The organism is Streptomyces sp. NPDC000594 (assembly GCF_040299965.1).
Classification (GTDB): Bacteria; Actinomycetota; Actinomycetes; order Streptomycetales; family Streptomycetaceae; genus Streptomyces.
In genome coordinates this window covers 684,451-708,754 of sequence record NZ_JBEPCY010000001.1, presented here as the reverse complement: position 1 = coordinate 708,754, position 24,304 = coordinate 684,451, and the positions used below count along the sequence as shown (strand labels likewise).

The window sequence follows — 24,304 nt, the reverse complement described above, 5'->3', positions numbered from 1 at the left end:
GGAGCAGCCCATGAACGGCACCCCGCCCGACGACGACCTCAAGACCCTCGCCCTCCCGCCCGACCAGTACCGCTATCTCCTCGCCCAGGCCGAACCGCCCACCGGCCCGCAGTGCCGGCTGATCGAGCGGACCCGTGCGCTCGGCCAGGTGGCGGAGATGCGGGTCCCGCACGAGCAGGCCGTCCTGCTGACGCTGCTCGGCCGGCTGACCGCCGCCCGGCTCGTGGTCGAGGTCGGCACCTTCACCGGCTACTCCACCCTCGCCCTCGCCCGGGGCCTGGCCCCCGGCGGGCGGGTGCTCACCTTCGATGTGTCCGCCGAGTGGACCGGGATCGCCCGAACCGCCTGGCGGGAGGCGGGGGTCGCGGACCGGATCGAGACCCGGCTGGGGCCCGCCGGGGAGACCCTGCGGGAACTGCCCGAGGAGCCGGTGATCGACCTGGTCTTCCTCGACGCCGACAAGGCGGGGTACGAGACCTACTGGGAACTGCTGGTCCCCCGGGTCCGGCCGGGCGGGCTGATCCTGGCCGACAATGTCCTCTACGCCGGGGAGGCGGCGGACCCCGGGGCCACCGGGAACGGCGCCGCCATCCGGCGGTTCAACGAACGGGTCCGCGCGGACACCCGGGTCGAGTCGGTCATGCTGCCCATCGCGGACGGGCTCACCCTCGCCCGGCGCACCGACCCGGCGGACACGGCCCCCGGCGCTGGGGTCCTGCTGTGACCCCGCCGCCCGGATCCGCCGACGCCGCCGCCGCGTCACCCGGTCCGCCCGGCGGGCTCACCCCCGATATCGCCCCCGACGCCCCGGGCCGGGCCACCGCCCTGCTGGACTGCGGCACCGGGGAGCGCACCTCGTACGCGGCCCTGACCGCACTCACCCATGGGGTGACGGGGCTGCTCACCCGGGACGGGAGCGCCGCCGGGGAGACCGTGGCCCTGCTCCTCGGCAACGGGGCGCCGTTCGCCGCCGCCTACTACGGCACGCTGTGGGCCGGCGGGACCGTCCTGCCGCTGGATCCGCTCGCGCCGCCCGCCGAGTGGAGACGCGCGCTGCTCACCACCGGCGCCCGGCGGCTGGTGACGACCCGGGCCGCCTGGCGGGCCCTGGAGGAGCTGCCCGGCGCCCTCTCCCCGCTCGGGCGGCCCGCTCCGCGACCGATCCTGGTCGACGCCGACGAGCCGGTGGCGGGCCTCCGGGGGGCGGTCCCGGAGGACGGTGACGCGCTTCCGGTCCGGCCGCCGGACCCCGGGGCGACCGCCGTGCTCGCCTCCTCCAGTGGCACCGGCGGCCCGCCCAAGCTGGTCCGTCTCACCCATGGCAACCTGGCCGCCAACCTCACCCAGATCCATGCCCGGCACCATCTCGGCCCCGAGGACGTCGTCCTGGCGGTGACCCCCTGGCGGCATATCTTCGGGATGCAGATGGCGCTCAACCACACCCTGCGGACCGGTGGCACGCTCGCCTTCACCACCACCCGTTTCGATCTGGAGGACTTTCTGCGGGCGGTCCAGGAGCACCGGATCACCATCGCCTATCTGGCGCCGCCGATCGTGGTGCGGCTGGCGACGGACCCGGCCGTCGACCGCTACGACCTGTCCTCGCTGCGCCGGGTGTTCTCCGGGGGCGCCCCGCTGGCCCCGGAGGCGGCGCGGGCGTGCTCCCGCCGGGTCGGCGCCGAGGTGTACCAGGGGTTCGGCATGACCGAGGCGGGGTGCACCCATCTCGTACCCGACGGGGTGCGTGCCCCGGCGGGGTCGGTGGGGCTGCCGCTCCCCGGTACCGGGGTACGGGTGACGGATCCCGCCACCGGCGACGAGGTCCCGGCCGGTGCCGAGGGGGAGTTGTGGGTACGGGGCCCGCAGATCAGCCCGGGGGTGTTCGCCGGGCCCGGGGAGGAGCCGGCCGCGCTCACCGACGCCGAGGGGTGGCTGCGCACCGGGGATCTGGCCCGGGTGGACGCGGCGGGCTTCTGCACGGTGACCGGGCGGCTCAAGGAGCTGATCAAGTACAACGGGCACCAGATCTCCCCGTCCGAGCTGGAGGCGGTCCTGCTCGCCCATCCCGATGTCGCCGACGCGGCGGTGGTCGGGGTGCCGGACCCGGTCTGCGGGGAGCTGCCCACGGCCTTTGTGGTGCTGCGGCGGACGATCGATCCCGCCGTTCTGCTGGACCATGTCGGCCGGCGGGTCGCCCCGCAGCGCCGGATCCGGGCCGTCGAGACGCTGAGCGCGCTGCCGCGCAACGCCACGGGGAAGGTGCTGCGGGCGGAGCTGATCGCGCGCGGCGTCCCGGCGACGACGGCCAAAGGCCCCGAGTCCGCCACGTACCCCACGCACCCCGCGCACGCCGTGGCCCCGGTGACCCCGATGACCCCGGTGACCTCTACGGCCCCGGTGACCTTGAGAGCCCCTGCGGCCTCCGCGACGTCCCGGGTGGTGGTGGGTCCGGGGGTGGAGGGCCCGTTGGAGGGCCGTACGGCGCTGGTCACCGGAGGCGGGCGCGGTCTGGGTCTGCTCTTCGCCGGGGCGCTCGCCGACGCGGGCGCCCGGGTGGTGATCACCGGCCGGGACCCGGCGACCCTGGAGGAGGCGGCGGAGCGGCTGGGCGCCCGGGGCGCCCAGGTGCTCGCGGTCCCCGCCGATGTCCGCGACCCGGGGGCGCTGACCGATGCCACCGCCCGCGCCCTGGACACCTTCGGCGGTCTGGACCTGCTGGTGAACAACGCCGGGATCACCGGTCCGCACGGGCCGCTCTGGGAGGTGGCCGAGGGCGAGTGGTGGCAGGCCATGGAGACCAATCTGCGGGGCACCGCGCGCGCCTGCCGGGCCGTCGTCCCCGCGATGGTCGCGGCGGGGAAGGGCGGCCGGATCATCAATGTCGTCAGCCGTGCGGGACGGGTCGCCTGGCCGCTGGCCTCGGCGTACTCGGTCTCCAAGGCGGCGGTCATCATGCTCACCGAGACCCTGGCGGGCGAGCTGAGGCCGCAGGGGATCGGCGCCTTCTCCTTCCACCCCGGTCTGATCGACATCGGGGTCACCCGGGAGCACATGGAGCGCCATCCGACCGGGAACCCCTGGACGGACCGGGTGGGCGCCTGGCTGCTCGACCAGCGCGGCAAGGACGCGTTCACCCCGCCGGACCGGGCGGCGGCGGCGCTGCTCCGGCTGGCCCGGGGGGAGGCCGACGCGCTCTCCGGCCGCTATCTGACCACCGACGCGCTCCTCGCCCCTCCCGGCGCCGGGACGGATCCGGCCGGAGAACCGGGCCCGCCCGAGGGAGGAGCGCCCGAGGGAAAAGTGCCTGAGGTAGGAGTACCCGAGGGGGAAGGGCCCGAGGAGGGAAGGCCGTCCGATCGCGGGTCGAGCCGGTAAGTGAGTGTTCGAGTTCCGGACATATTCTCGATGACCTGGGCCCTCCCATGGCCATCACGGGGCCCGGGAAGTTCTCCCCGAACCGGGCCCCCACCGGCCATCTCCCTGCCCCCGGGCCGGCAGAGCGCCGGAACGGAACATTCCCGAGCCAACCCGCTCACCGGTCCACCTGATCGAAATTGGCTCTTTGACAGCCAACCGGAATCGTCCTGGTTCCCCTGGCCCTCCTCCTCTCCGTAGTCATGGTGCGGCGGTGCGAAACATCCCTGGACACCGCCTTGCTCACCATCTGAGGGGTTATCTGCCATGTTCACCACCAGCCGCCGTCAGGCCATGGGTGTCCTCGCCGGCGCCGCCGCCGGTCTGACCCTCGCGGGTGTCGCCACCACCGCCGCGACCGCCGACACCCCGCCCACCCGGAAGAAGGCCGGGGGCCACCAGCACCCGGCCGCCCCCGCGCACGCCCCCTTCGACGAGGTCTTCGAGGGCCGCCGGATCCAGGGCATCCCCGTCAAGGGCTCCCGGGCGGCCCACGCCCACCACGGCAACGGCAACTTCCGGGTCCTCATCGACGGCCGCGCACTGCATCTGATGTACCGCGCGGACAACACCTGGACCAGCGCGATCAATCACTACCAGACCTTCCGCACCCCCCTCGACGCGGCGCGCACCGCCGTCACCACCCTCCAGGGCGCCGACATGGTCCCCCTTCCCACCGCCGTCTGAGCAGGAGCAGCCACCCATGACCGTACGGAAGAACCAGGCGAACCTGACGGCGACGGAGCGGAAGAACTTCGTCGACGCCGTGATCGAGGTGAAGCGGCGCGGGGTCTACGACGAGTTCGTCACCCTGCACCGCACCCGCTTCATCCAGGACATGGACCCCGCGCACATACGCACGGGGCACAACACCCCCTCGTTCCTGCCCTGGCACCGCCAGTATCTGATCGCCTTCGAGCGGGAGCTCCAGAAGGTCAACTGGTCGGTGTCGATCCCCTACTGGGACTGGACCACCGCCCGCAGCCGGACGGGCTCCCCCTGGGTGGCCGACTTGCTGGGCGGCGCCGGGCGCGACGGCGACCAGCAGGTGATGGACGGCCCGTTCGCCCACTCCACGGGGGACTGGCCGATCACCGTCCAGGTCGACACGCATCCGTTCCTGAGACGGACGCTCGGCGGCACCTATCCGCTGCCGTCCCAGAGCGATGTCGACGCCGCCCTGGCGCTGCCCACGTACGACGCGCCGCCATGGAACGAGAACGCGCCCGGTTTCCGCAACACCCTGGAGGGCAATCAGGGCGTCTGGCTCCACAACCAGGTGCACATCTGGGTCGGCGGGCAGATGGGGCAGCCCGTCTCGCCGAACGACCCGGTGTTCTGGCTGCACCACGCCTTCGTCGACAAGCTCTGGGCGGACTGGCAGCGGCGCTACCCGAACAGCGGCTATCTCCCGACCGGCAACACCCCCGACGCGGTGGACCTCAACGAGACCATGGCCCCCTGGACCGGGGTGAACGGGGTGACCCCGGCACAGGTGCTGGACCACACCCGCTACTACACCTACGTCTGACCGGCCCGGACACCTGCGACCGGCCCGGAACCGTCCAAGCGGCCCGGACCCGTCCGATCAGTCCGAACAGTCCGAACAGCGCCGGGGCGGGGAGCGTGTGCTCCCCGCCCCGGCGGCATCTCGTCAGCCGGTGGACGGTCCGGCCGAGGACATCTCCAGGGTCCGTTCCTCCGCCGGGGCCGTACCCTCGGCCAGCCGCGCTCCGGCACCGGCCGCCGGGGGCTCCCCCGGGGTCCGCTGGGCGGTTCGGCCGCTGCCGAGGGCCTCCAGGCCCACCAGGTCGTCCGCCTGCGCGTCGGGCACCTCGGTGTCGAACCGGGCGAGCGTGCGCACCCGCAGCGACACCACGCCGAGTACCAGGATGGCGGCCCCGAGCAGCAGATAGAGCAGCCCGATCCCCCGGCCCTCACCGGTGCCGAGGAGCGCGCCCAGGGTGCTGGCGAGGGCGCCGTCCGACGCCATCAGCGGCTCCAGATAGCCGCTGCCGAGCGGGGCGATCAGCAGATAGCCGACCGGCAGGGTGGACCACGCGACCAGCTGGTTGATGGCCATCACCCGGCCGTGGAACCGCTGCGGAACCTTCACCTGGACGATCGTCAGATAGATGCCGTTGAGCAGGGAGAGCGACGCCGACATCCCGAACACCCCCGCGCCGACCACCAGCAGATCGGGACGGAGTCCGGTGAGGACGCAGCAGAGCGCCAGGACCGGCACCACCAGCAGCATGCCCCGCATCCGCCGCCGCTGGGGGCCTCCCCAGATCCCCATCGCCAGACCGCCGACGACGGCGCCGATGCCGCCCGCGAGCGAGACCGTGGCCACCGAGGCGAGCGAGGAGAAGCCGAGGACCAGCGGGGAGACCAGCTGGAAGAGGACCGGCAGGAAGAGGTTGAGGACGGCGAAGAAGATCAGCATCGCCCGGAATCCGCGTTCCCGGGTGACCAGCCGGAAGCCGGCCGTGATCTCCTGGCGGAGGGTCTCCCTGCGGTGGGCGGGCAGGGTGCGCGGGAAGCGCACGATCAGCAGGACCGAGGCGGCCACCGCGTAACTGATCACATCCAGGAGCAGCACCCCGCCGAGTCCGATCGCGGCGAGCATGCCGACCGCCGCCAGCGGGGCGACCACCTGGGCGATACCGCCGGAGATCTGGACGACACCGTTGGCGTGGCCGAGATAGCGCTTGGGCACGAGCTGCGGGATCGCCGACTGGAAGGCGAGCCGCTGTCCGGTGAGGGCGACGGAGAGCACGGCCATCAGCACACCGACATGCCAGGGTCTCAGTCCGCCGGTGAAGTGGAGCAGGGCGAGGGCGGCCTCGGTGGTGCCGCAGACCGCGGTGCAGATCAGCATGGTCCGGCGGCGGTCGATACGGTCGACAAGGCCGCCGAGGACCGGTGCGGCCAGCAGTCCGGGGACGATCCCGAGAACAGCGAAGAGACCGAACCAGGCGACCGAGTCGGTGGCCAGATAGATCCACAGGGGCAGCGCGAACTCGGTGAGCGCCGAGCCGGTCTGGGAGATCATCTGGGAGGCGGCGACCGCGACGAACCGCCGGGTGTCCCGGCGGGTACGGGGGGCCTCGGCGCTCTTCTCCCCGGTGGACCCGGCGGACTCGGTGGACCCGGTGGCGGCGGCGGGGCGCTGGGTGCCGTCGAGCCACCAGGTGGCGCCCTCGGGCCGCCGCTCGCGGGCGAGCGGGGCCGGGTCCCCGTCGGTGACGGCGGGATGGACGGTGGTGACGATCTCGGCCAGTTCGGCGGCCCGGTGCTTGAGGAAGTAGTGACCGCCCTCGTCCAGGACCGCGACGGCGGTGGTGGTGCCGACGAAACCCCACTCGCGGAAGCGCTCCCGGTGGAACTCGGTCCCGGGGTCGGCGGAGCCGATCACGGAGACCACCGGCGACGCGAGGCCGAGGGCGGGTTCGGCCAGCCGCTCGGTGAAGTACGCCTCGGCGGCGCGGGAGTCCTCGCGCACATTGCGCACGATGGTGGCGAGCTGATCGGGCTCCAGCCCCTCCAGATCGGCGCCCATGGAGCGGAGCCAGTTGAGGTGGAGCCGTCCGCTGCGCCGCCGGTCCAGGACAGAAAAGCGGGCGAGGAGTCCGAGGACTCCCTCGGTGGGCCGGGCGAAGGGGAAGATCCCGCCGAGGTAGACGGCGGTGGGCTCGCGTCCGGCGGCGGCGAGCCGGCGGGACAGCTCGACGGCGAGCGCGGCGCCCACCCCGCAGTGCCCGTAGACCGCGACCGGTCCGGTGACACCGTCGAGGATCTCGTCGGCGCAGCGGCGGGCGACCTCCTCCAGGGGCAGGGACTCCTCGGACATGCCGAGGTCATGGCCGGGGACGGCGACGGCGTGCAGGGCGACACCGGGGGGCAGCGCGTCGGCGAGCGGCTGGTAGACCACGGCGCTGCCGCCGCCGTAGGGCAGACAGACCAGGGAGAGGGTGACCTCTTCGGCCGCCTGGCGCGGGGTGAGTTCATGGAGCAGCCGGCGGGGGCCCCGGTCCTGGGCCGAGGTGTCCGCCAGGGCAGCGATGCCCGCGACGGTGCGGGCCTGGAAGATGTCCATCAGGGTGATCCCGGCGTCGCTGCCGAGCTGCTTGCGCAGTGCCGCCACCATCCGCATGGCCAGCAGGGAGTGTCCGCCGAGGTCGAAGAAGTCGTCGTGGGCACCGACGCAATCGAGGCCGAGGAGGTCGGCCCAGAGCGCGGCGACGGCCCGTTCGGTGTCGGTGGCCGGGGCGACATGGGCGGCCCCGTCACCGGGGGTGGGGGCGCCGGGTTCGGGCAGGGCGCGCCGGTCGACCTTGCCATGGGCCTGCCGGGGCAGGTCGGGCAGGACGACGAAGCGGGAGGGGACGAGATAGTCGGGCAGGGTCTCGGCGAGCAGCCGGCGCAGTTCGGCGGTGGGCGGCGGGGTGGTGTCCGGTTCGGGGACGAGATAGCCGACGAGGGTGAGATCGCCGCCGGCCGGGCCGCGGGCGGCGGCGACGGCCTGGGCGACCCCGGGCAGCCGGGCGAGATGGGTCTCGACCTCGCCGAGTTCGACCCGGTAGCCGCGGATCTTGACCTGGTCGTCGCCGCGGCCGAGGAATTCGATGGTGCCGTCGGGCCGGTGGCGGGCGAGGTCCCCGGTGCGGTACATACGGGGCGGTCCGCCGGGCCGGTCGCCGGTCGCCGCGGTTGCCGCGGTTGCTGCGGGCTCCGCTGCGAAGGGGTCGGGGCGGAAGCGGTCGGCCGTCAGCTCCGGCAGGCCGAGATACCCCCGGGCCAGCCGGTCGCCGCCGATCCACAGCTCTCCGGGGACACCCGGCGGTACGGGGGCGAGACGGTCGTCGAGGAGATAGACCCTGGCCCCCGGCAGGGGCCGGCCGATGGGGGTGGTGGGTCCGTCGGCGGGCCCGTCGGGGTCGACGAGCAGGGTGGTGGCGCCGACGGTGGCCTCGGTGGGCCCGTAGTGGTTGATCACCCGGCAGCCGGTACGGGCGCCCGCGCGGGCGAGCCCGCGGCTCCACTCCCAGCCGGACGCCTCACCGCCGAGGATGAGCAGTCTGCGGGGCAGCAGCGCGGTCTCGTCCTCCATCTGGGCGGCCAGGGCGGCCAGATGGGAGGGGGTGAGCTTGACGCAGTCGATCCGTTCGGCGGCGAGATAGGCGGCCAGTTCGGGCCCGGGGGTACGGGGCGGCAGCAGATGGAGGGTGCCACCGGTGGTGAGGGTGAGGTAGAGGGTGGTGAGGCCGAAGTCGAAGGAGAGCGACTGGAGCAGCAGGGCGCGGGCGCCGTCGTCCAGCCCCGCCTCGGCGAAGCGCTGCCGTACCCCGGCGAGATAGGTGAGCACCTGGCGGTGTTGTACGGCGACGCCCTTGGGGGTGCCGGTGGAGCCGGAGGTGTAGATCACATAGGCGAGGTGGTCGGGGCCGGTGCCGCTGTCGGGCGGGGTCGCGGGGGCCGCCGCGAGGCGTTCCGCCAGCTCCTCCAGGAGCAGCAGGGGTGCGTCGGAGCCGGTCAGCAGCGCGCGGTGGGCGGCGGTGGTGACCAGGGCGACGGGGGCGGAGTCGGTGAGCATATGGCCGAGGCGGGCGGGGGGCTGCTCCGGGTCGAGCGGTACATACGCCGCACCGGACTTGAGCACCGCGAGCAGGGCCACGGCCTGGTCGGTGCCCTGGTCCAGACAGACGCCGACGACCCGGTCGGGTCCGGCGCCGGCGGCCCGCAGCACCTGGGCCAGCCGGTTGGCGCGCCGGTCGAGCGCCCGGTAGGTGAGGGTGGTGGCGCCGTGGACCAGGGCGGTCGCGTCGGGGGTACGGGCGGCCTGGGCGGCTATCGCCTCGGCGAGGGTGGCGGCGACGGGCCGGGCCTCGCCGGTGTCGTTCCACTCGTGGAGGACGCGGTGGCGCTCGGCGGGTGAGAGCAGTTCGAGGGTGTCGACCGGTGCCAGGGGGTCGGCGGCGGCCCCGGCGAGGGCGCGCTGCCAGTGTCCGGCGAGGCGGGCGATGGTGTCGGCGTTCCAGAGGTCGGTGCGGTAGGTGAGGAAGGCGTCGAGGCCGTCGTCCGTCTCGGTGCAGTAGAGACCGAGGTCGAGATGGACGCCGCTGCCCTCGAAGGGGAAGGTCCGCCAGTCGGGTTCGCCGGAGCGGAAGCTCTGGGCGGGGTGGTTCTGGAGGGCGAAGGAGACCTGGAAGAGGGGTGGTCTGCCGAGGTCGCGCGGCAGGTCCAGCGCCTCGACCAGCCGCTCGAACGGGGTCTCCTGGTGCTGTTGGGCGGCGAGTGCGGCGGTACGGACCCGGGCGAGGACGGTGGCGAAGCCGGGCGCGGCGCTCCCGCCGTCCGCAAGGGCATCCGGGGAGGGGTCCGGGTCACCGGCGGCGGGCCCGAGGTCGGCACGGATCGGGAGCATGGTGCTGAACAGACCGATCAGGCCCTCGGTCTCCTCGGTCGCACGCCCCGCGAAGGGCGTGCCGACCGCGAAGTCCCGCTGTCCGGACCAGCGTCCGAGCACCACCTGGAAGGCGGCGAGCAGGGTCATGTAGAGGGTGGCGCCCCGGGCGCGGGCCAGTTCACGGGCGGCCCGGTGGGTCGCGGGGTCGAGACGGAAGGTGTGGGTGGCTCCCCCGGGCCCCGGCACGGCGGGGCGGGGCCGGTCGGTGGGCAGTTCCAGCGGGGGCACGCCGGTCATGGCCGTACGCCAGTGGGCGAGATCGTCGGCGGCGCGCGGGAGTTCCTGCCGGGCCCGCTGCCAGTGGGCGAAGTCGCCGTACTCCACGGGGAGCGGCGGCGGTACGGGGGTGCGCCCGGCGGCCAGTTCCTGGTAGCCGGCGAGGAGTTCGTCCAGCAGGATCCCGGCGGACCAGCCGTCGCCGACGAGATGGTGCTGGCAGAGGGCGAGGACATGGTCCTCGGTGTCCAGGCGCAGCAGCAGGGCCCGGAGCAGGGGCCCGCCGGTGACATCGAAGGGGCGGTCGACCTCGGCCTCGACGGCGGCCCTGGCGGCGGTCTCGCGCGCGGCCGCGGGGAGCGCGGTCAGATCGCGGGTGAGCCAGGGGACGGTGAAGCCGTCGGCGGGGGCGATCCTCACCCGGGGCGCTCCGTCGTCGTCGGCGGGGAAGGCGGAGCGCAGGGTGTCATGGCGTACGGCGACCAGGCGCAGCGCCTCGGCGAGGAGTTCCGGGTGGAGCGTTCCGGTGAGCCGTCCGGCGATGGGCAGGACATAGGAGGCGGTGCCCGGGGTCAGCTGTTCGACGAACCAGAGCCGTTCCTGGGCGAGGGAGAGGGGGACGGGGGTGCCCTCGGGGCGGCGGGTGACACCGGGGGCCCGCCGGTCGGGGGCCGGGCGTTCGCGCAGCTTACGGGCGAGCAGGGCGCGCTGTTCTGCGGTGAGGGTACGGCGGGCCCGAGCGGGGGCCCCGGGGGGCGCGGGGGGCGCGGTCCGGGTGGGTGCGACGCGGTCGGTGGATTCCATCAGTTCTCCTCGGCGAGCAGTTCGAGGGCGATGGCCTCCGCCACCGTGGTGACCGTGGTGGGTTCCTCGTAGAAGACATGGAGCGGCACCTCCACCCCGAGCCGGCTGCGGATGCGCGCGGAGACCTGGGTGATGGTGAGGGAGTGCGCCCCGAGGTCGAAGACATCGTCATGGGCGCCGATGGCGGGCAGGCCCAGCACCTCGCGCCAGATGGCCGCGGTCTCCTCGGTGAGTTCGTCCCAGGGCTCGTCGGCGGCTTCGGCCGGATCCTCCGCCGGGTTCTCCCCTGCGGTGGCCGGGGCGGTACGGTCCGGCTCGGGCAGGGCCCGGCGGTCGGTCTTGCCGTTGGGGGTGAGCGGGAGTTCCGCCAGCGGATGGACGATGCCGGGCAGCATCACATCGGGGAGGGTCGCGGCGAGGAAGGCGCGCAGCTCGGCCGTGGTGGGTACGGGGACACCGGGCCGCCAGACCGGGTAGGCGGCCAGTGACTGTCCGCCGGGGGCGTCGCTCTCCCCGTGCACGGCGACGGCCGCGGCGGCGACGGCGGGGTGTTCCTGCAACCGGGCCTCGATCTCGCCGAGTTCGATCCGGTGGCCGCGCAGCTTGATCTGGTCGTCGAGGCGGCCGAGGCAGTCGAGGGTGCCGTCGGGCCGGATCCGGGCCAGATCACCGGTGCGGTAGTGGCGTTCCGAGGTGACGGGGTCGGTGACGAAGCGCTCGGCGGTGAGGTCGGGCCGTCCCCGGTAGCCCCGGGCCAGACCCGCGCCGCCCAGGGCGAGTTCACCGGGGATCCCGTGGGGTACGGGGTGTCCCCACCGGTCCACGACGAGGGCGGTGGTGCCCGCGATGGGGCGTCCGACGGTGATCTCCTGGGGTGCGGCGGGCACCTCGGCGGCGGTGGACCAGATGGTGGTCTCGGTCGGCCCGTACACATTCCACAGCCGTCCCACCCGCTCGCGCAGCCGCCGGGCGAGCGGGAGCGGCAGGGCCTCGCCGCCGCTGAGCGCGGTGAGGTCGGGGGCGCCGAAACCGGCGTCGAGCAGAAGCCGCCAGCCGGAGGGGGTGGCCTGGAGATGGGTGACGGACTCCCGCCCGACCAGGTCGGCCAGGGCCCGGCCGTCCCGGACCTGGCTCTCGTCGGCGATCACCACCCGGCCGCCGGTGATCAGGGGCAGCAGCAGCTCCAGGGCGGAGATGTCGAAGGAGAGCGAGGTGACGGCCAGCCAGGTGTCACCGGGGCGGGCGGCGAGGGTGTCGCGGAAGGCGAGCAGCAGATGGGCGAGGGCGCCATGGGGTACCTCGACGCCCTTGGGGCGGCCGGTGGAGCCCGAGGTGTAGATGAGATAGGCGAGGTCGTCCGGTCCGGGCCGGGCCTGCGGGGCGGCCTGCGCGGCCGGAGCGTCCAGGGCCGCCGTCCCCGTACCCGTCCCCGTCCCCGGGTCTGCGTCTGTGTCTGTGTCTGTGTCTGTGGGGAAGAGACCGTCCAGCAGCACCGTCCGGCCGCATCCGGCGACCTGTCCTGCCGTGCGCCGCTGGGCCAGCGCGACCGGTGCCCCGGCGTCGGCGAGTACCCAGGCGGTGCGCTCTGCGGGATAGGCGGGGTCGACCGGCAGATAGGCGCCCCCGGCGAGGGTGACGGCGAGGACGGCGGCCACCATCTCCGCCGAACGCTCGGCGCAGACGGCGACGACCGTGCCGGGGCCCACCCCGGCCTCGGTGAGCCGGCCGGTGAGGGTGGTCACCGCCCGCGCCAGCTCGGCATAGGTGTGGGTGCGGCCGCCCGCCGTGAGGGCGGGCCGGGTGGCCTGCGCGGTGAAGGCGGAGGTCAGCAGTGCGGGCAGGGTGGCACCCGCCGCGTCCGCCGCCGGGGCGGGGCCGCGCAGCCCGGCGGCCTCCGCCGCGTCCAGCAGCGGCAGATCGGCGAGGGCGGTGCCGGGTGCGGCGGCGACCGAGGCCAGCAGCCGGCGCAGCTGCGCGCCGATCCGCTCGGCCCGCTCGGCGGACAGGGCCCCGGTCCGGTGCATCAGCAGGACACCGAACCGGTCCGGTCCGTCGACCATATGGACGCGCAGGGCGCCGCGGGCCGTGCCGGGGAAGAGCACCCAGTCGACGGTGGTGCGCAGCCCCGGGAAGGAGACGGGGCCGATCCGGCGGCGGTAGGTGAGGGAGACCGGGGCGAGGGCCACTCCGGGCCGTACGCCCCGGACGGCGCGGGCGAGCGGGATCGACCGGTGCGGATAGCAGCCCCGCAGCTCGGCCCGGACCACCCGGGCGAACTCCTCGAACGGGAGGCGGGGATCGGGCGCGGTCACCACCGGCAACTCGTTGACGTGCATACCGATCCGGCCGGTGGCCTCGGGGCCGCGGGTGCCCAGGTCGACGGCGACGGCGGGCCGCTCGTTGCCGTAGCGCAGCAGCAGGGTGTGGAGGGTGGCCAGCAGCAGTTCGAAGAGGGTGACGCCGGTCTTCTCGGCGGCGTCGGCGAGTTCCGCGCGCAGCCCCGGGTCCAGGTCGAAGGCGACCGCCGCCCCCGGGCCCACACCGTCGGAGCCGCCGGGCCCGTCGGTGAGACCGGGCAGGGCCACCGTGGCATCGGGCAGGGGCCGCCCGGCCCAGTGGTCGCCCGCCGCCGCCAGTGCCGCCGCGTCCGCCGCCGCACCCCGGTCGTCACCGGTGATGCCGTGCGGTACGGGTACGGGGGCGAGCGGATCGGGCGCGGGCCCGGCGCCGGTGCGATGGGCGTAGCAGGCGGCGAGGTCACCGAGGAAGACATCGGTGGAGGTGCCGTCGAAGACGAGGTGGTGCACCACCACCAGCAGGGTGGCGCGCTGCTCGCCGGTGCGGAAGAGGATCAGGCGTGCCGGGGGTCCCGCCGTCAGGTCGAAGGGGGCCGCGCTCGCGTCGGCCAGCTCGGCGGGGAGCGCCTCGGGGGTGATGTCGCGGACGACCGGCTCCGGTGCCGGGCCGGGGGTGAGGTACGGGACACCGTTGTCGTCGTGGACCGTCCAGGTCAGCGCGGGGTGGCGGGCGGCCAGATCGGCGCAGGCGGCGGTGAGCGCCGGCAGGTCCAGCGGCCCTTCGAAGCGGACGGCGAACGGCATGTGGTGGACGGAGCCGAGCGGGGCGAGCCGCTCATTGACCCAGACGCCCTGTTGGGCGGGGCCGGCGGGGATGCTGGTCACAGTAATTCCTCAGTCTGTCCGGCGTCGGGACGGGTGGGGCGGTCGATGCGGGAGGCAGGGGTGGACCGGGAACGAGGGCAGGAGGGGGCAGGGAAGGGGAGAAGGGGAGTGCGCACGGGGATCGTTCGGCCGGTCCGGGAAGTGGGCAGGGGAGACGAGCGGGGGAGACGAGCGGGCGAAAAGGGCAGGGGAAAGAGGCAAAGGAGGCGGGGGACGCGGGCCGGGCGGTGTGTCACCGGGGCCCGTGGGGAGGCTCCCGGTGACAGCGAAGGACGGCAGGGAGGACGGCAGGAAGGACGGTGCGGTGGGTCGGCCGGGCGGTGGCCCTCAGCGACCCGCGGCGGTCAGGGCGGTGGTGAACTCCTCGGCGAGCGAGGCGATCACGTCCTCCTCGAAGGCGAGCGCGTTGAACTGGATCCAGCAGTTCAGAGAGGCGTCCGGCTGTTCGACCACGGTCAGTTCGGGCACCCCGAGGTCCCCTCCGGGCAGCGGCCAGGGGACGGTGGTCCCGCGCGGCAGCGTCCAGGGCCCGCAGTGCAGGCCGGGCAGATGGGCGTCGGCCGCCCAGTTCTCGTACCGCAGCCAGGCCGGGAAGGCCACCACATGGGGCTTGAACTCGGCGTACGGATACATCTGATGGTCCAGCGCCCCGGTGGCGGCCAGCCGTACCCGCTCCGCCAGCTCGGCGAAGCCGGGGCCGCCCGAACAGTCGATCCGGACCAGCAGTGACTGGACCAGACAGCCGACGGTCCGCTGGGCCTCGGGCCGGGTCCTGCCGGGTACCGGGGTCATCAGTACCAGATCGGTCCGGCCGCTGCGGGCGGTCAGCACTCCGCTCCACAGGGCGGCCACCGCCATGAAGGGGGTGACCCCGAGGGCGGCGGCCCGTTCCCGCAGCCGTGCGGCGGGCGCGGCCCCGATGGTGAAGGGGTGCGCCACGGTGTGCACCTGGTCGACGGTGCGGCGTCCGGGGAAGGGGTCGAGGGCGGACGGCGCGCCGGCCAGCGCGGTGGCGAAGTGCCCGCGCCCTGCTTCCCATTGGCTGTTCGCCCAGGCGATCAGGGACGGGTAGGGCAGGGCGTGGGCGGGCAGCCGGGGCTCGCGGCCCCGGCGCAGGGCGTCGTAGGCGAGGCCGAGTTCCCGCAGCAGCACACCGATCGACCAGCCGTCGGCGACCATGTGGTGGACGGCGAGCAGGACGATGTGGTCCTCGGGTGCGCGGGTCACCACCAGCAGCCGGGCGGTCGGGTCGGTGCCGAGGTCGGTGAGGCGGTCCCGCTCGGCGATGAGCAGCGCGTCGACCTCCTCGTCGGTGGCGCCGGGGGCCTCGTGCAGGGTGATCCGGGCGTGCGGCTCCTCGTCCAGCACGGTGCGGACCAGGCCGGGGACGGCGCCGGGCACCGGGACGAAGCGGGTGCGCAGGGCGGGGTGCCGCCGGACGAGTTCGGTCAGGGCCCGGCCGAGGGCGGGCCGCTCCAGCCGGTCGGTCACCCGGAAGAGGGCGATGACGGCGCCCACGTCCCGGCCGGACTCCTCGGCCATCCAGTCCAGGAAGTTCTCCTGCTGGCTGGTGAGCGGTACCTCGTGCGGCTGGGCCCGCAGCGCGGTGAGATAGGGCGGGATCCCGGGCACCGTATGCCCGGCGGGAGCGGCCACCGTGTCCCCGGTGCCGGTGGCGGAACCCGCCGGAGCGGCCGAGGCGCGCTCGTCCAGCCAGGCGGCCTGTGCCCGCAGGGCTGGGCGGCCGAAGACCACCGCGGCACCGGCCTCCACGCCGAAGTGCTCGGTGAGGGCGGCGGCCAGCTGGACGGCGCGGAAGGAGTCGCCGCCGAGGGCGAAGAACTCCTCGGCCACATCCCGTACCGGACGGCCCAGGACCTCCTGCCAGATCCGGGCGAGCCGCAGCTCGGTGGGGGTACGGGGCGCGCCGCCCGGACGGACCGGCGCCGGGGCGGGGGCGCCGCCCGCAGCGACGGCCGCCGTGTCCTCGGTACGCGCCGTGTGCTCGGTGTCGAAGAGCGGGCGCAGCCGGTGCTTGACCACCTTGCCGGTGGCGTTGCGCGGCAGGTCGTCGGCGAGCAGGACCCGTACCGGGAGTTCGGCGCGGCTCAGCCGGGTGCTGAGGAAGAGCCGCAGGGCGTCGAGGTCGAGACCGGTGGCGGCGGGGACCACCACCGCTACCGGTACCCGGCCCATCACGGGGTGCGGGACGCCGAGCGCCGCCGCGTCGGCGACATCCGGGTGTTCATGGAGCGCGTCCTCGATCCGCAGCGTGGAGACCTTGAGGGCGCCGGACTTGATGACATCGCTCTCCCGGTCCACCAGATGGAGGAAGCCGTCCGGGTCCAGCCGTCCGAGGTCGCCCATCCGTACCCAGCCGTCGCGGAAGACGGTGGTGCCCGCGGTGGGGTCGCCGGTGTAGGCGCGCTGCGGCCCCGGCTGGCGCAGCCAGACCTCGCCGGTCTCCCCGGCGGGCAGCTCCGTCCCGTCGGCTCCAAGGATCCGCAGGTCACCGGGGTCGGTGGGGCGGCCGACGGAGCCGGGCCTGGCCGGATCGACCACGGTGGAGAGCTGGGCGGGCACCGCCTCGGCCGAGGTGTAGACATTGACCACCGTGGCCCGGGGCAGGGCCTCGGTGAGCGCACGGGCGACGGGAGCGGGCAGGGCGGCGGCCGAGGAGCTGAGGAGGAGCAGGCTGGAGAGGTCCCACTTCTCGTGGGCACCGGAGTTGAGCAGTTCGATCGCCATCGAGGGGACCAGGAAGGCGGTCCCGGCCCGGAGTTCGGACACGGTGCGGCCGAACTCCTCCGCGTCGAAGCGCGGCAGGACGACGGTGGTGGGGGCACCGGTGAGGGCGCCGAGCAGCATCATCTGTCCGGCGTTGGTACCGATGGGGAAGGCGTGCACGGCATGGCGGGAGTGGGCGTACGGGCGGGGGCGCGGGTTCAGCCGCTGTCCCGAGGTGAGGTTGGCGTGGCAGGCCAGAACGCCCTTGGGGGTGCCGGTGGTTCCGGAGGTGCCGACCACCTGCGCCCGGTCGAGGGGGGCGGGCCGGTGCGGGGGCGGGCCGTCGCCGGCCGGGGCGGAGAGCAGGGTCTCCAGCAGATGGTCGGCGGTGGCCAGGGGCCCGGGGAGGCCGGGCAGCCGGTCGCCGCGGAGTACGGCGGTGGCGCCGCAGATCCCGGCGAGCCGTTCGGCCTCGGTTTCGGCGAGATCGGCGCGGAGCGGGAGCGCCGCCGCCCCGGCGTAGTGGGTGGCGAGGAAGGCCACGGCGTACCGGTCCCACTCCTCGCCGGTGAAGCGCAGGGCCACCAGATCACCGGGGCGCACCCCCGCGTCCGCCAGCCCGTGCGCGGCCCGGACGGCCTGTTCGCGCCAGGCGCCATAGGTGAGGGTGCCACCGCCCCGTACCTGGATCGCTGTGCCGTCGGGCTGTTTCCCGGCGCGGGAGTCCAGCAGGTCCGGGACGGTCAACGGTCCGTGCTGAGCGTTGATGATGCCCTCCAAGAGCGGTGGGCCACAGGCGGATTGAGCCAGGGCACGTTGGCAAAGGAGACGGTCATGGGCATAGCGCGCGGATGTCACCCTTGGATATGGTCTGGACCAATCACGGCGGGGCACGGCGAACAATAGCGTGCCTGTGTCGCACTTGTGTCGCAATGATGGAGAGTTCGTGGACATCGGTGGGGATCGGTCGCGCGGGCCGAACCTTGTCGGGCCATGATCAAAATGGCAACATCCCTCGTCAGAGAGGGTGCGAGCGTACGACCCGGCAGGAAACGGAAGACGATCTCCGACTTCGGCAACTCACCGAATCCGGGCCCGAATCCGGCTCCTCCCGAGCGATGTCCCCGTCCCACCGGACGCCGGGACATCTGCCGGAGCCTCGGGATCCGGCCACGCCCGACACCGTACCCGCACCGGAGACCGGTGACGGACACGGACCGGGCGCCCGGCCCCCGTACCTCTCCGGCGCCCTTCATCCGACCCCCCGGTGCGCCCGCCGCCCCGGGCGAGCGAGTAGGAAGTACGCATGCTGTACGCGGGAATCGCCTGGTCCGCAGAGGGCTACGAGGTGGAGGTCGTCGACGCGGCCGGAGAGCCGGCCGTCGCGCCCACGCGCTGGGAGGCCTCGCGGGTACCGGAGTTGACCGACTGGTTCGGCGCGCTGGAACGGACCAGCGGCCTGCCCTGCGCCATCGCCGTGGAGACCACCTGCGGTCTGGTGGACGGCCTGCTGACGGCGGCGGGGCTGCGGGTCCACCGCGCCGACCCCTGGCACCTGCCGGAGCGGCCCGGCTTCGGCTCCGTCCCCGCCCGTGTCCTCGCCGAGCGGGCGCGGAGCGACCTCGCCACCCTCACCCCCGTGACGGCGGAGAGCGGCAGCCAGATCGGGCGGGAGGAGGACTACCACGGCGGGATCCGCCGCAGCGCCCCGGTGGAGGAGGCCCTCACCCGCGCGGGACGGTGGTTCCCGCACGGTTCGCGCGAGCGCCGGGAGGTCGCCCTGACCTTCGACGACGGCCCGGACCCCGTCCTCACCCGGGAGGTACTCGCCATCCTCGACCGGTACGGCGTCCCCGCCACCTTCTTCTGTGTCGGCATGCATGTCCAGGCCCTCCCGGACGAGGTGCGGCGCATCGCCGACGCGGGCCATGGCTTCGGCAACCACACCTGGTCGCACCCGTTCCTGCCCGATCTGACCCCGCGGGAGTTCCGGCTCCAGATCGACCGGACCAGTGAGGCGTTCGATCGTGCCATCGGGCGGGCCCCGACGCTCTTCCGCCCGCCGTACGGCGCCCGCTCCCCCGAGACCCTGGGCGAACTCATCGACGCCGGGCCCGCCCTGGCCCTGTGGGACGTGGACTCCTGGGACTGGGCCCGGCCCGGCCCGGAGAAGATCACCGGCAAGGTCCTCGACGGGGTGCGGCCCGGTTCCATGATCCTGATGCATGACGGCGGCGGGGACCGGCGGGAGACCGTCCGGGCCCTGCCCGCGATCGTGGAGGGCCTGCTGGAGCGGGACTTCCACTGTGTCACCGCCGACGCGCTGACCGCCGTCCCCAAGGCCGGCTGAGGACACTCCCCCGGGGGCCGCGCCACCCCGGGAAGGGATCCGCACGGCGGCGGCCCGGCGCGGGGCACTCGCCCCCGCCCCGGGCCGCCGCCCACCGCCTCAGGTCAGACGGGCCGTCACGAATGTCTTCCCCGCCGCGTTCTCCACGACGATCTCCTTCACGTCCTCGGCCGCCACGGCGGCCGAGCCGTCCAGGCCGGCCCCCTTCTCACTGCTGCCCACGAGCCAGCTCCCCGCGACCTCGCGGGTGCCGTCCTTCCCGACCACCACCAGCCGGCACAACTCCCCGACGGGCAGCCCGCCCACCGCCGCGTGGACCCGTACCCAGTCGGTCGCCGGGGTCACCCGGACGGACATCCGCGCCCCGGTCCCGGGGTCGGTGACGGAGGCCACCCGGATGCCCTCCACCGGCGGGGTCGCCACCGTCGGGATGCGCTGCGGCACGGCCTCGTTCCCCGTGGCGGAGTCGCTTCCCGTACGGCCGAGCAGGAATCCGGCGCCGAGGACGGCCGCCGCCGCGACCACCGCCACCGCGGACAGGGCCACGCGGCGCCGCAGCTCGGACCGGGAGCGCTCGGTGCGGACCTGCCGCAGGGTTCGCTGGAGCAACAGATCGCCGTCGTCGGGCGGCCCGTCGAGGAAGGCCTCCGGCGGTATCTCCCCGAGGCCTGCCTCCAGGTCCTTGAGGGCTTCCAGCTCCAACCGGCACTCCCCGCAGACGGCCACATGGGCGTCGACCTCGCGCCTCTCCTGTTCGTCCAGGGCGCCGAGCACATAGGCGCCGAGCAGCGTGCTGTCATGCTGCTGGATGCTCATGCCGCCGCCTCCTTCACCGCGGTCAGCCGCCCCCGGCCGGTTCCGGTCCGCTCCGCGTACAACTCTCTCAATTGTCTCAGGGCATAGTGCGAACGGGACTTCACCGTCCCGGCCGGTATGCCGAGCACCGAGGCGGTCTCGCTGACCGTCCGGCCCTGGAAGTAGATCTCCACAAGAACCTCCCGGTGGTCCGCCGACAGCCGGTCGAGTGCCTCCATGACCACCATGGAGTCCACGACCGCCTCCGCGTGGTCCTGGGCCACCGGGACCTTCGTCGGGCTCTCGGCGACCTCGGCGGGCCGCACCGCCCTCGCCCGGGAGCGGTCGGTGACGATATTGCGGGCCACCGTGAGCAGCCAACCCCGTATCGAACCCCTGCCGTTGGTCAGCTTCTCCTGATGACGCCAGGCCCGGATCAGCGTCTCCTGGACGATGTCCTCGGCGGCGGCGCGATCACCCGTCAGCCGTTGTGCGTACGCCAGCAGGGCCCTGCCGTGTTCCTCGTAGAGAGCCCGGACCAGTACTTCGTCACTCGTCCGCTGCCGGGCGCGCGACCACAGTGCCGCCATCCATTCACTCCGTCCTCCGCAGGTCGATGTGGTGAACACGGACAGCGCGCCCGGACGGTTCAACAGCGGCGGCCCTCATGGACACAGCGGTCGAGCCAGCCGAGCAGATCGCCGGTCAGCAACTCGCCGCCGCTCGCGATGTCCTCCTCGACGGCGCTCAGGCCGAGGCGGTATACCGAGGCGCGGTCCCGGCCGTGGCGCCGCATGAACAGTCCGGTGCCCGCGCCGTCGTCCCCGATGAGCACCCAGTGGGGCGCGTACGCGGGGACCCGGTGGGTCTCGTTGCGCTCGCGCAGGACATGGGGCCCGTAGATCACCGTACCGCCGGTCAGGAGCACCCCCGGTGTGGAGCGCCACAGACGGGCCATGCTGGGGTTCGGGCCCTCCCGCAGCCCTGCGGCGAGCGCCGTCCGTACCGTGAGGAATCCGGCGAAGGATTCGGCGAAGGGCTCCTCGTCGCCGGTGTGGCCGTCCCACCGGACCACGGGGTGCTCCCGCCGGACCACGGGGTCTCCGGTGTCCGCGCCCGCGCCCGCTCCCCCGGCGGCGTCGAGCGCGAACCCGTACCGGTCACCGCAGTCGCCGTCCTGGTGGAACCAGAGCCGGTCGCCGCCGGACCAGCCCTCGGTGAGGGCCGACGCGGCGATATGGCGGGGCGGCCCCACGGTGGCGATCTCCTGCCGCTGGAAGCTCCCCTCGCCGTAGGTGGTCAGCCACCACCGGTACGAAGGGGACAGCGGGCCGACGACCGACTCCGCCGCGCGGATCTCCGCCTCGGTCCGGCCGGCGCCGGGCCGGGTGACGATCGCCGTGGTCCCGTCGACCAGGTCCCGCAGAAGCATATGATCCGGCCGCATGCGCGGGAGTCTGCCACAGCGGCTCCCCGGGGCGGCGGGGACCGCTCGGGCGGCGCGCGGGCGGCGGCACCGGCGGCCTCCGGGGCCGGGTCGGCTCAGAGCCCGCCCAGTGAGTGCGCCTCGGCGAACTCCTCGGCGAGCATGCCCATCATGACGAGATCGCGGTACTGCCCCGCCAGAAAGGCGTGGTCGCGCAGGCGCCCCTCCTCCGTGAAGCCGAGCCGCCGATGGAGCGCCAGCGAGGCCTCGTTGTACGCATAGACGCTCACCTCGCACTTGTGGTAGCGGCGCTCCGCGAACATGTACCGCATCAGCAGCACCGCCGCCTCCGCCGCGTAGCCCTTGCGCTGATGGTCCCCGCCGACGCCGATCCCGTACGAGAAACTGCCCTCCTGTGGTTCGGCGTTGAAGGTGTTGACGACGCCGACCACCGCCCCGGTGTCGAGCGCCTCGATCGCCAGCCGGAAGGAGTCCCCCTCGGGGGCTTCGGTGGCCATGCGCGCCGCCCAGGTGCGATAGCCCTCGGCGGAGCGGGGCGGCCTCAGGAAGTCACTCGACCGCTGATGGCCGGAGTGCTCGTCGAAGCGCATGAACGCGGTCCAGTCCTCCGGCTCGACGCCCCTGAGACGTACCCGGCTGCCCTTCCAGAAATGTGTCATCCCACCATCGGATCAAGCCCGGTCCCCCACGTCCAGGCAATTTCCCGCGTGCCGGGCACGCCGGGCCGAGGGTGCGGCGCCCTCCGCCGCTCCGGCGGCGAGACCCAGCTCATGTTCGCCGAGGGGGGCGAAGAAGCGGTTCACCTCGTCCTCGCCGACCTCCGCCAGGGTGGGCGGGCACCAGCGGGGGCGGCGGTCCTTGTCGATGACCTGGGCCCGGATGCCCTCCGCCAGATCGTGATGGGTGAGCGCCGCGCGGGACACCCGGTACTCCTGGTCCAGCACCCGCTCCAGCGACCCCGCCTCGCGTGCCTTCCGCAGGGCGGCGAGGGTCACCTTGAGCGCGGTCGGGGACCTGGTCAGCAGGGTCTCGGCGGTCTTCCGGGCCACGGGATCACCGTGGCCCGCCAGCCGTTCGACGATCTCCTCGACCGTCTCCGCCGTACAGCAGGAGTCGATCCAGGGGCGGTGGGCGGCGAGTTCGCCGGGCGGCGCCTCGCGGGCATGGCGGGCGACCGCCTGGTGCGCGGGGGCCACGGCGAGGTCGGCGAGGAGGGCGGGCAGGGCCCCTGCGGGGACGAAGTGGTCGGCCAGCCCGCACAGCAGCGCGTCCGCCGCACCGATGGCCCTGCCGGTCAGCGCCAGATGGGTGCCCAGCTCGCCGGGGGCGCGGCCCAGCAGATACGTACCGCCGACATCGGGGACGAAACCGATACCCGTCTCCGGCATCGCCACCTGGGAGCGCTCGGTGACGACACGGATGCCGCCATGGGCGGAGACCCCGACACCGCCGCCCATGACGATGCCGTCCATCACGGCGACATAGGGCTTCGGGAAGCGGGCGATACGGGCGTTGAGCCGGTACTCCTCGCGCCAGAAGTCCAGCGACGCGGTGCCCCCGGTCATGGCGTCATGGTGAAAGACCCGCAGGTCCCCTCCGGCGCACAGACCGCGCTCCCCCGCGCCGGTGAGGACCACCGTCCCGACCGAGGGGTCCTTCTCCCAGGTGTCGAGGGCATCGGCCAGGGTGCGGACCATGCCGAGGGTGAGGGCGTTCAGCGCCTTCGGCCGGTTCAGGGTGGCGTAGGCGGCGCGCCCCTCGGTGCGCAGCAGGACGGGGTCGTCGCCGGAGGCCGTCACCGGACGCCCTCCGTCTTTCCCGGGGTCTCGATGACGCGCATGATCCGTCGGTTCCTTCCAGGTCGGACCCGGTGACCCGGTGACGGCACCGCGGACCGCCGGGGCGCCCCGACCCTATAGCGGGGCGTCCTCGCGAGTCCACCGTGACCGGCCCTGCTCGCGAGGATCCCTGAGTGGTGGAGACCTTTCCGGGCCGTCAGTCGGCGGCGCCCGTCCCGCTCACGGTCTCCGTGCCCTTGCGCGGGGAGTGGACGGGGGAGTACGGGGAGGTGTTCCCGGTGGCCGGCGAGGTATCGGGCCCCGGGACCGGTGCGGTGTCCGGCCCGGTGGCAGGTGCGGTGTCGGGCCCCGTGGCCGGTGCGGTGTCGGTCCGGCTCTCCAGGACGACGGCCGGCTCCAGCGGTGAGGCGATCTCCTGGTCCTTGCTGCGGGACGCCCAGTCGCGGATCCCGATGACGACCATCACAAAGAAGATCGCGTAGACGATCCCGGAGAAGTACAGCTCGGAGTGGATGGCGAGGGGCACCCCGACCAGGTCGACGGCCAGCCAGGCGAACCAGAACTCCACATACCGCCGGGCCTGGGAGTACATCGCCAGGATCGAGCCGACGAAGATCCAGGCGTCCGCGAGCACCATCCACCAGGGAGCACCCGGGTAGAAGGACGCCTCGGTCGCCTTGAGCAGGGCGCCGAACGCGAAGGTCCCGGCGACCATGGCGACGAGCAGCACGGAACGCTCCCGCCACGAGGCCCAGCGGACGTTGATCGCGCCTTCCTTCTCCCTGCTGCGGCGCCAGGTCGCCCAGCCCCAGGAGGCCGATGCTATGATCACGACCTGGCGGGTCGCATTGCCTCCGAGCTGGACGTTGAGGCTCGCGATCAGCAGCAGCACCGATCCGAGGATCTGTACCGGCCAGGCCGTGAGCGATCTCCGCAGCGCCAGCCAGACGGTCGCGAGCGCCAGGATGTTGCCGAGGAAGTCGGACCAGTAGACTGGCAGGCCGAAGAAGCTGAACTGCTCATTCAGCCAATGGAATACGCTCATTACTCACACCTTTGTTCGTACGGAGCAAGGCAGGGCGTGGGGGGTCCGGACCAGGC

At 73.8% G+C, this 24,304-nt stretch carries 14 protein-coding genes; 5 read left to right on the top strand and 9 right to left on the bottom strand.

All coding sequences use genetic code 11. The annotated features are described in order from the left end of the window. The first annotated feature begins 10 nt into the window (after positions 1-10). The 4 genes from ABT354_RS02580 (at position 11) to ABT354_RS02565 (ending at position 4,945) form a co-directional block, all read left to right on the top strand. Positions 11-724, top strand: coding sequence for an O-methyltransferase (locus tag ABT354_RS02580; protein WP_351487935.1), 714 nt, complete (start codon positions 11-13; stop codon positions 722-724). Next, on the top strand, positions 721-3,375 hold the full coding sequence (locus tag ABT354_RS02575) for an SDR family NAD(P)-dependent oxidoreductase (RefSeq protein ID WP_351487932.1): 2,655 nt from the start codon (positions 721-723) through the stop codon (positions 3,373-3,375). The genes ABT354_RS02580 and ABT354_RS02575 overlap by 4 nt, the downstream gene beginning before the upstream one ends. Positions 3,376-3,681: 306 nt before the next feature. Continuing rightward, on the top strand, positions 3,682-4,101 hold the full coding sequence (gene melC1, locus ABT354_RS02570; RefSeq protein WP_351487930.1) for an apotyrosinase chaperone MelC1: 420 nt from the start codon (positions 3,682-3,684) through the stop codon (positions 4,099-4,101). A 16-nt stretch (positions 4,102-4,117) separates the two neighbouring features. Beyond that, positions 4,118-4,945: a tyrosinase family protein gene (locus tag ABT354_RS02565; protein WP_351487927.1), complete on the top strand. Its 828-nt coding sequence runs from the start codon at positions 4,118-4,120 to the stop codon at positions 4,943-4,945. A gap of 123 nt (positions 4,946-5,068) precedes the next feature. Here the strand turns inward: ABT354_RS02565 and ABT354_RS02560 are convergent, their stop codons facing one another. The 3 genes from ABT354_RS02560 to ABT354_RS02550 form a co-directional block, all read right to left on the bottom strand. After that, positions 5,069-10,903, bottom strand: coding sequence for a non-ribosomal peptide synthetase/MFS transporter (locus ABT354_RS02560; RefSeq protein ID WP_351487924.1), 5,835 nt, complete (start codon positions 10,901-10,903; stop codon positions 5,069-5,071). Further along, on the bottom strand, positions 10,903-14,085 hold the full coding sequence (locus ABT354_RS02555; RefSeq protein ID WP_351487921.1) for a non-ribosomal peptide synthetase: 3,183 nt from the start codon (positions 14,083-14,085) through the stop codon (positions 10,903-10,905). Before ABT354_RS02555 ends, ABT354_RS02560 begins: the two co-directional genes overlap by 1 nt. A gap of 327 nt (positions 14,086-14,412) precedes the next feature. Next, on the bottom strand, positions 14,413-17,559 hold the full coding sequence (locus ABT354_RS02550; RefSeq protein ID WP_351487918.1) for an AMP-binding protein: 3,147 nt from the start codon (positions 17,557-17,559) through the stop codon (positions 14,413-14,415). A 559-nt stretch (positions 17,560-18,118) separates the two neighbouring features. Here ABT354_RS02550 and ABT354_RS02545 point away from each other — a divergent pair. Then, positions 18,119-19,162, top strand: a complete 1,044-nt coding sequence (locus ABT354_RS02545; RefSeq protein WP_351487915.1) for a polysaccharide deacetylase family protein — start codon at positions 18,119-18,121, stop codon at positions 19,160-19,162. Between the two features lie 99 nt (positions 19,163-19,261). Here ABT354_RS02545 and ABT354_RS02540 read toward each other — a convergent pair whose 3' ends face one another. From ABT354_RS02540 to ABT354_RS02515, 6 genes are all read right to left on the bottom strand, one after another. Then, positions 19,262-19,978, bottom strand: coding sequence for an anti-sigma factor family protein (locus ABT354_RS02540; RefSeq protein WP_351487913.1), 717 nt, complete (start codon positions 19,976-19,978; stop codon positions 19,262-19,264). Then, positions 19,975-20,547, bottom strand: coding sequence for a sigma-70 family RNA polymerase sigma factor (locus ABT354_RS02535; RefSeq protein WP_351487910.1), 573 nt, complete (start codon positions 20,545-20,547; stop codon positions 19,975-19,977). The genes ABT354_RS02540 and ABT354_RS02535 overlap by 4 nt, the downstream gene beginning before the upstream one ends. Positions 20,548-20,606: 59 nt before the next feature. Continuing rightward, complete coding sequence (locus ABT354_RS02530) at positions 20,607-21,404, bottom strand: SMI1/KNR4 family protein (protein WP_351487907.1); 798 nt, start codon at positions 21,402-21,404, stop codon at positions 20,607-20,609. A 95-nt stretch (positions 21,405-21,499) separates the two neighbouring features. Beyond that, positions 21,500-22,063 (bottom strand): GNAT family N-acetyltransferase, encoded by a 564-nt coding sequence (locus tag ABT354_RS02525; RefSeq protein ID WP_351487904.1) that lies wholly within the window; start codon positions 22,061-22,063, stop codon positions 21,500-21,502. Positions 22,064-22,075: 12 nt separating this feature from the next. After that, positions 22,076-23,203, bottom strand: coding sequence for an enoyl-CoA hydratase/isomerase family protein (locus tag ABT354_RS02520; protein ID WP_351487902.1), 1,128 nt, complete (start codon positions 23,201-23,203; stop codon positions 22,076-22,078). A 196-nt stretch (positions 23,204-23,399) separates the two neighbouring features. Continuing rightward, positions 23,400-24,248, bottom strand: coding sequence for a nicotinamide mononucleotide transporter family protein (locus tag ABT354_RS02515; RefSeq protein ID WP_351487900.1), 849 nt, complete (start codon positions 24,246-24,248; stop codon positions 23,400-23,402). Between the last annotated feature and the right edge of the window lie 56 nt (positions 24,249-24,304).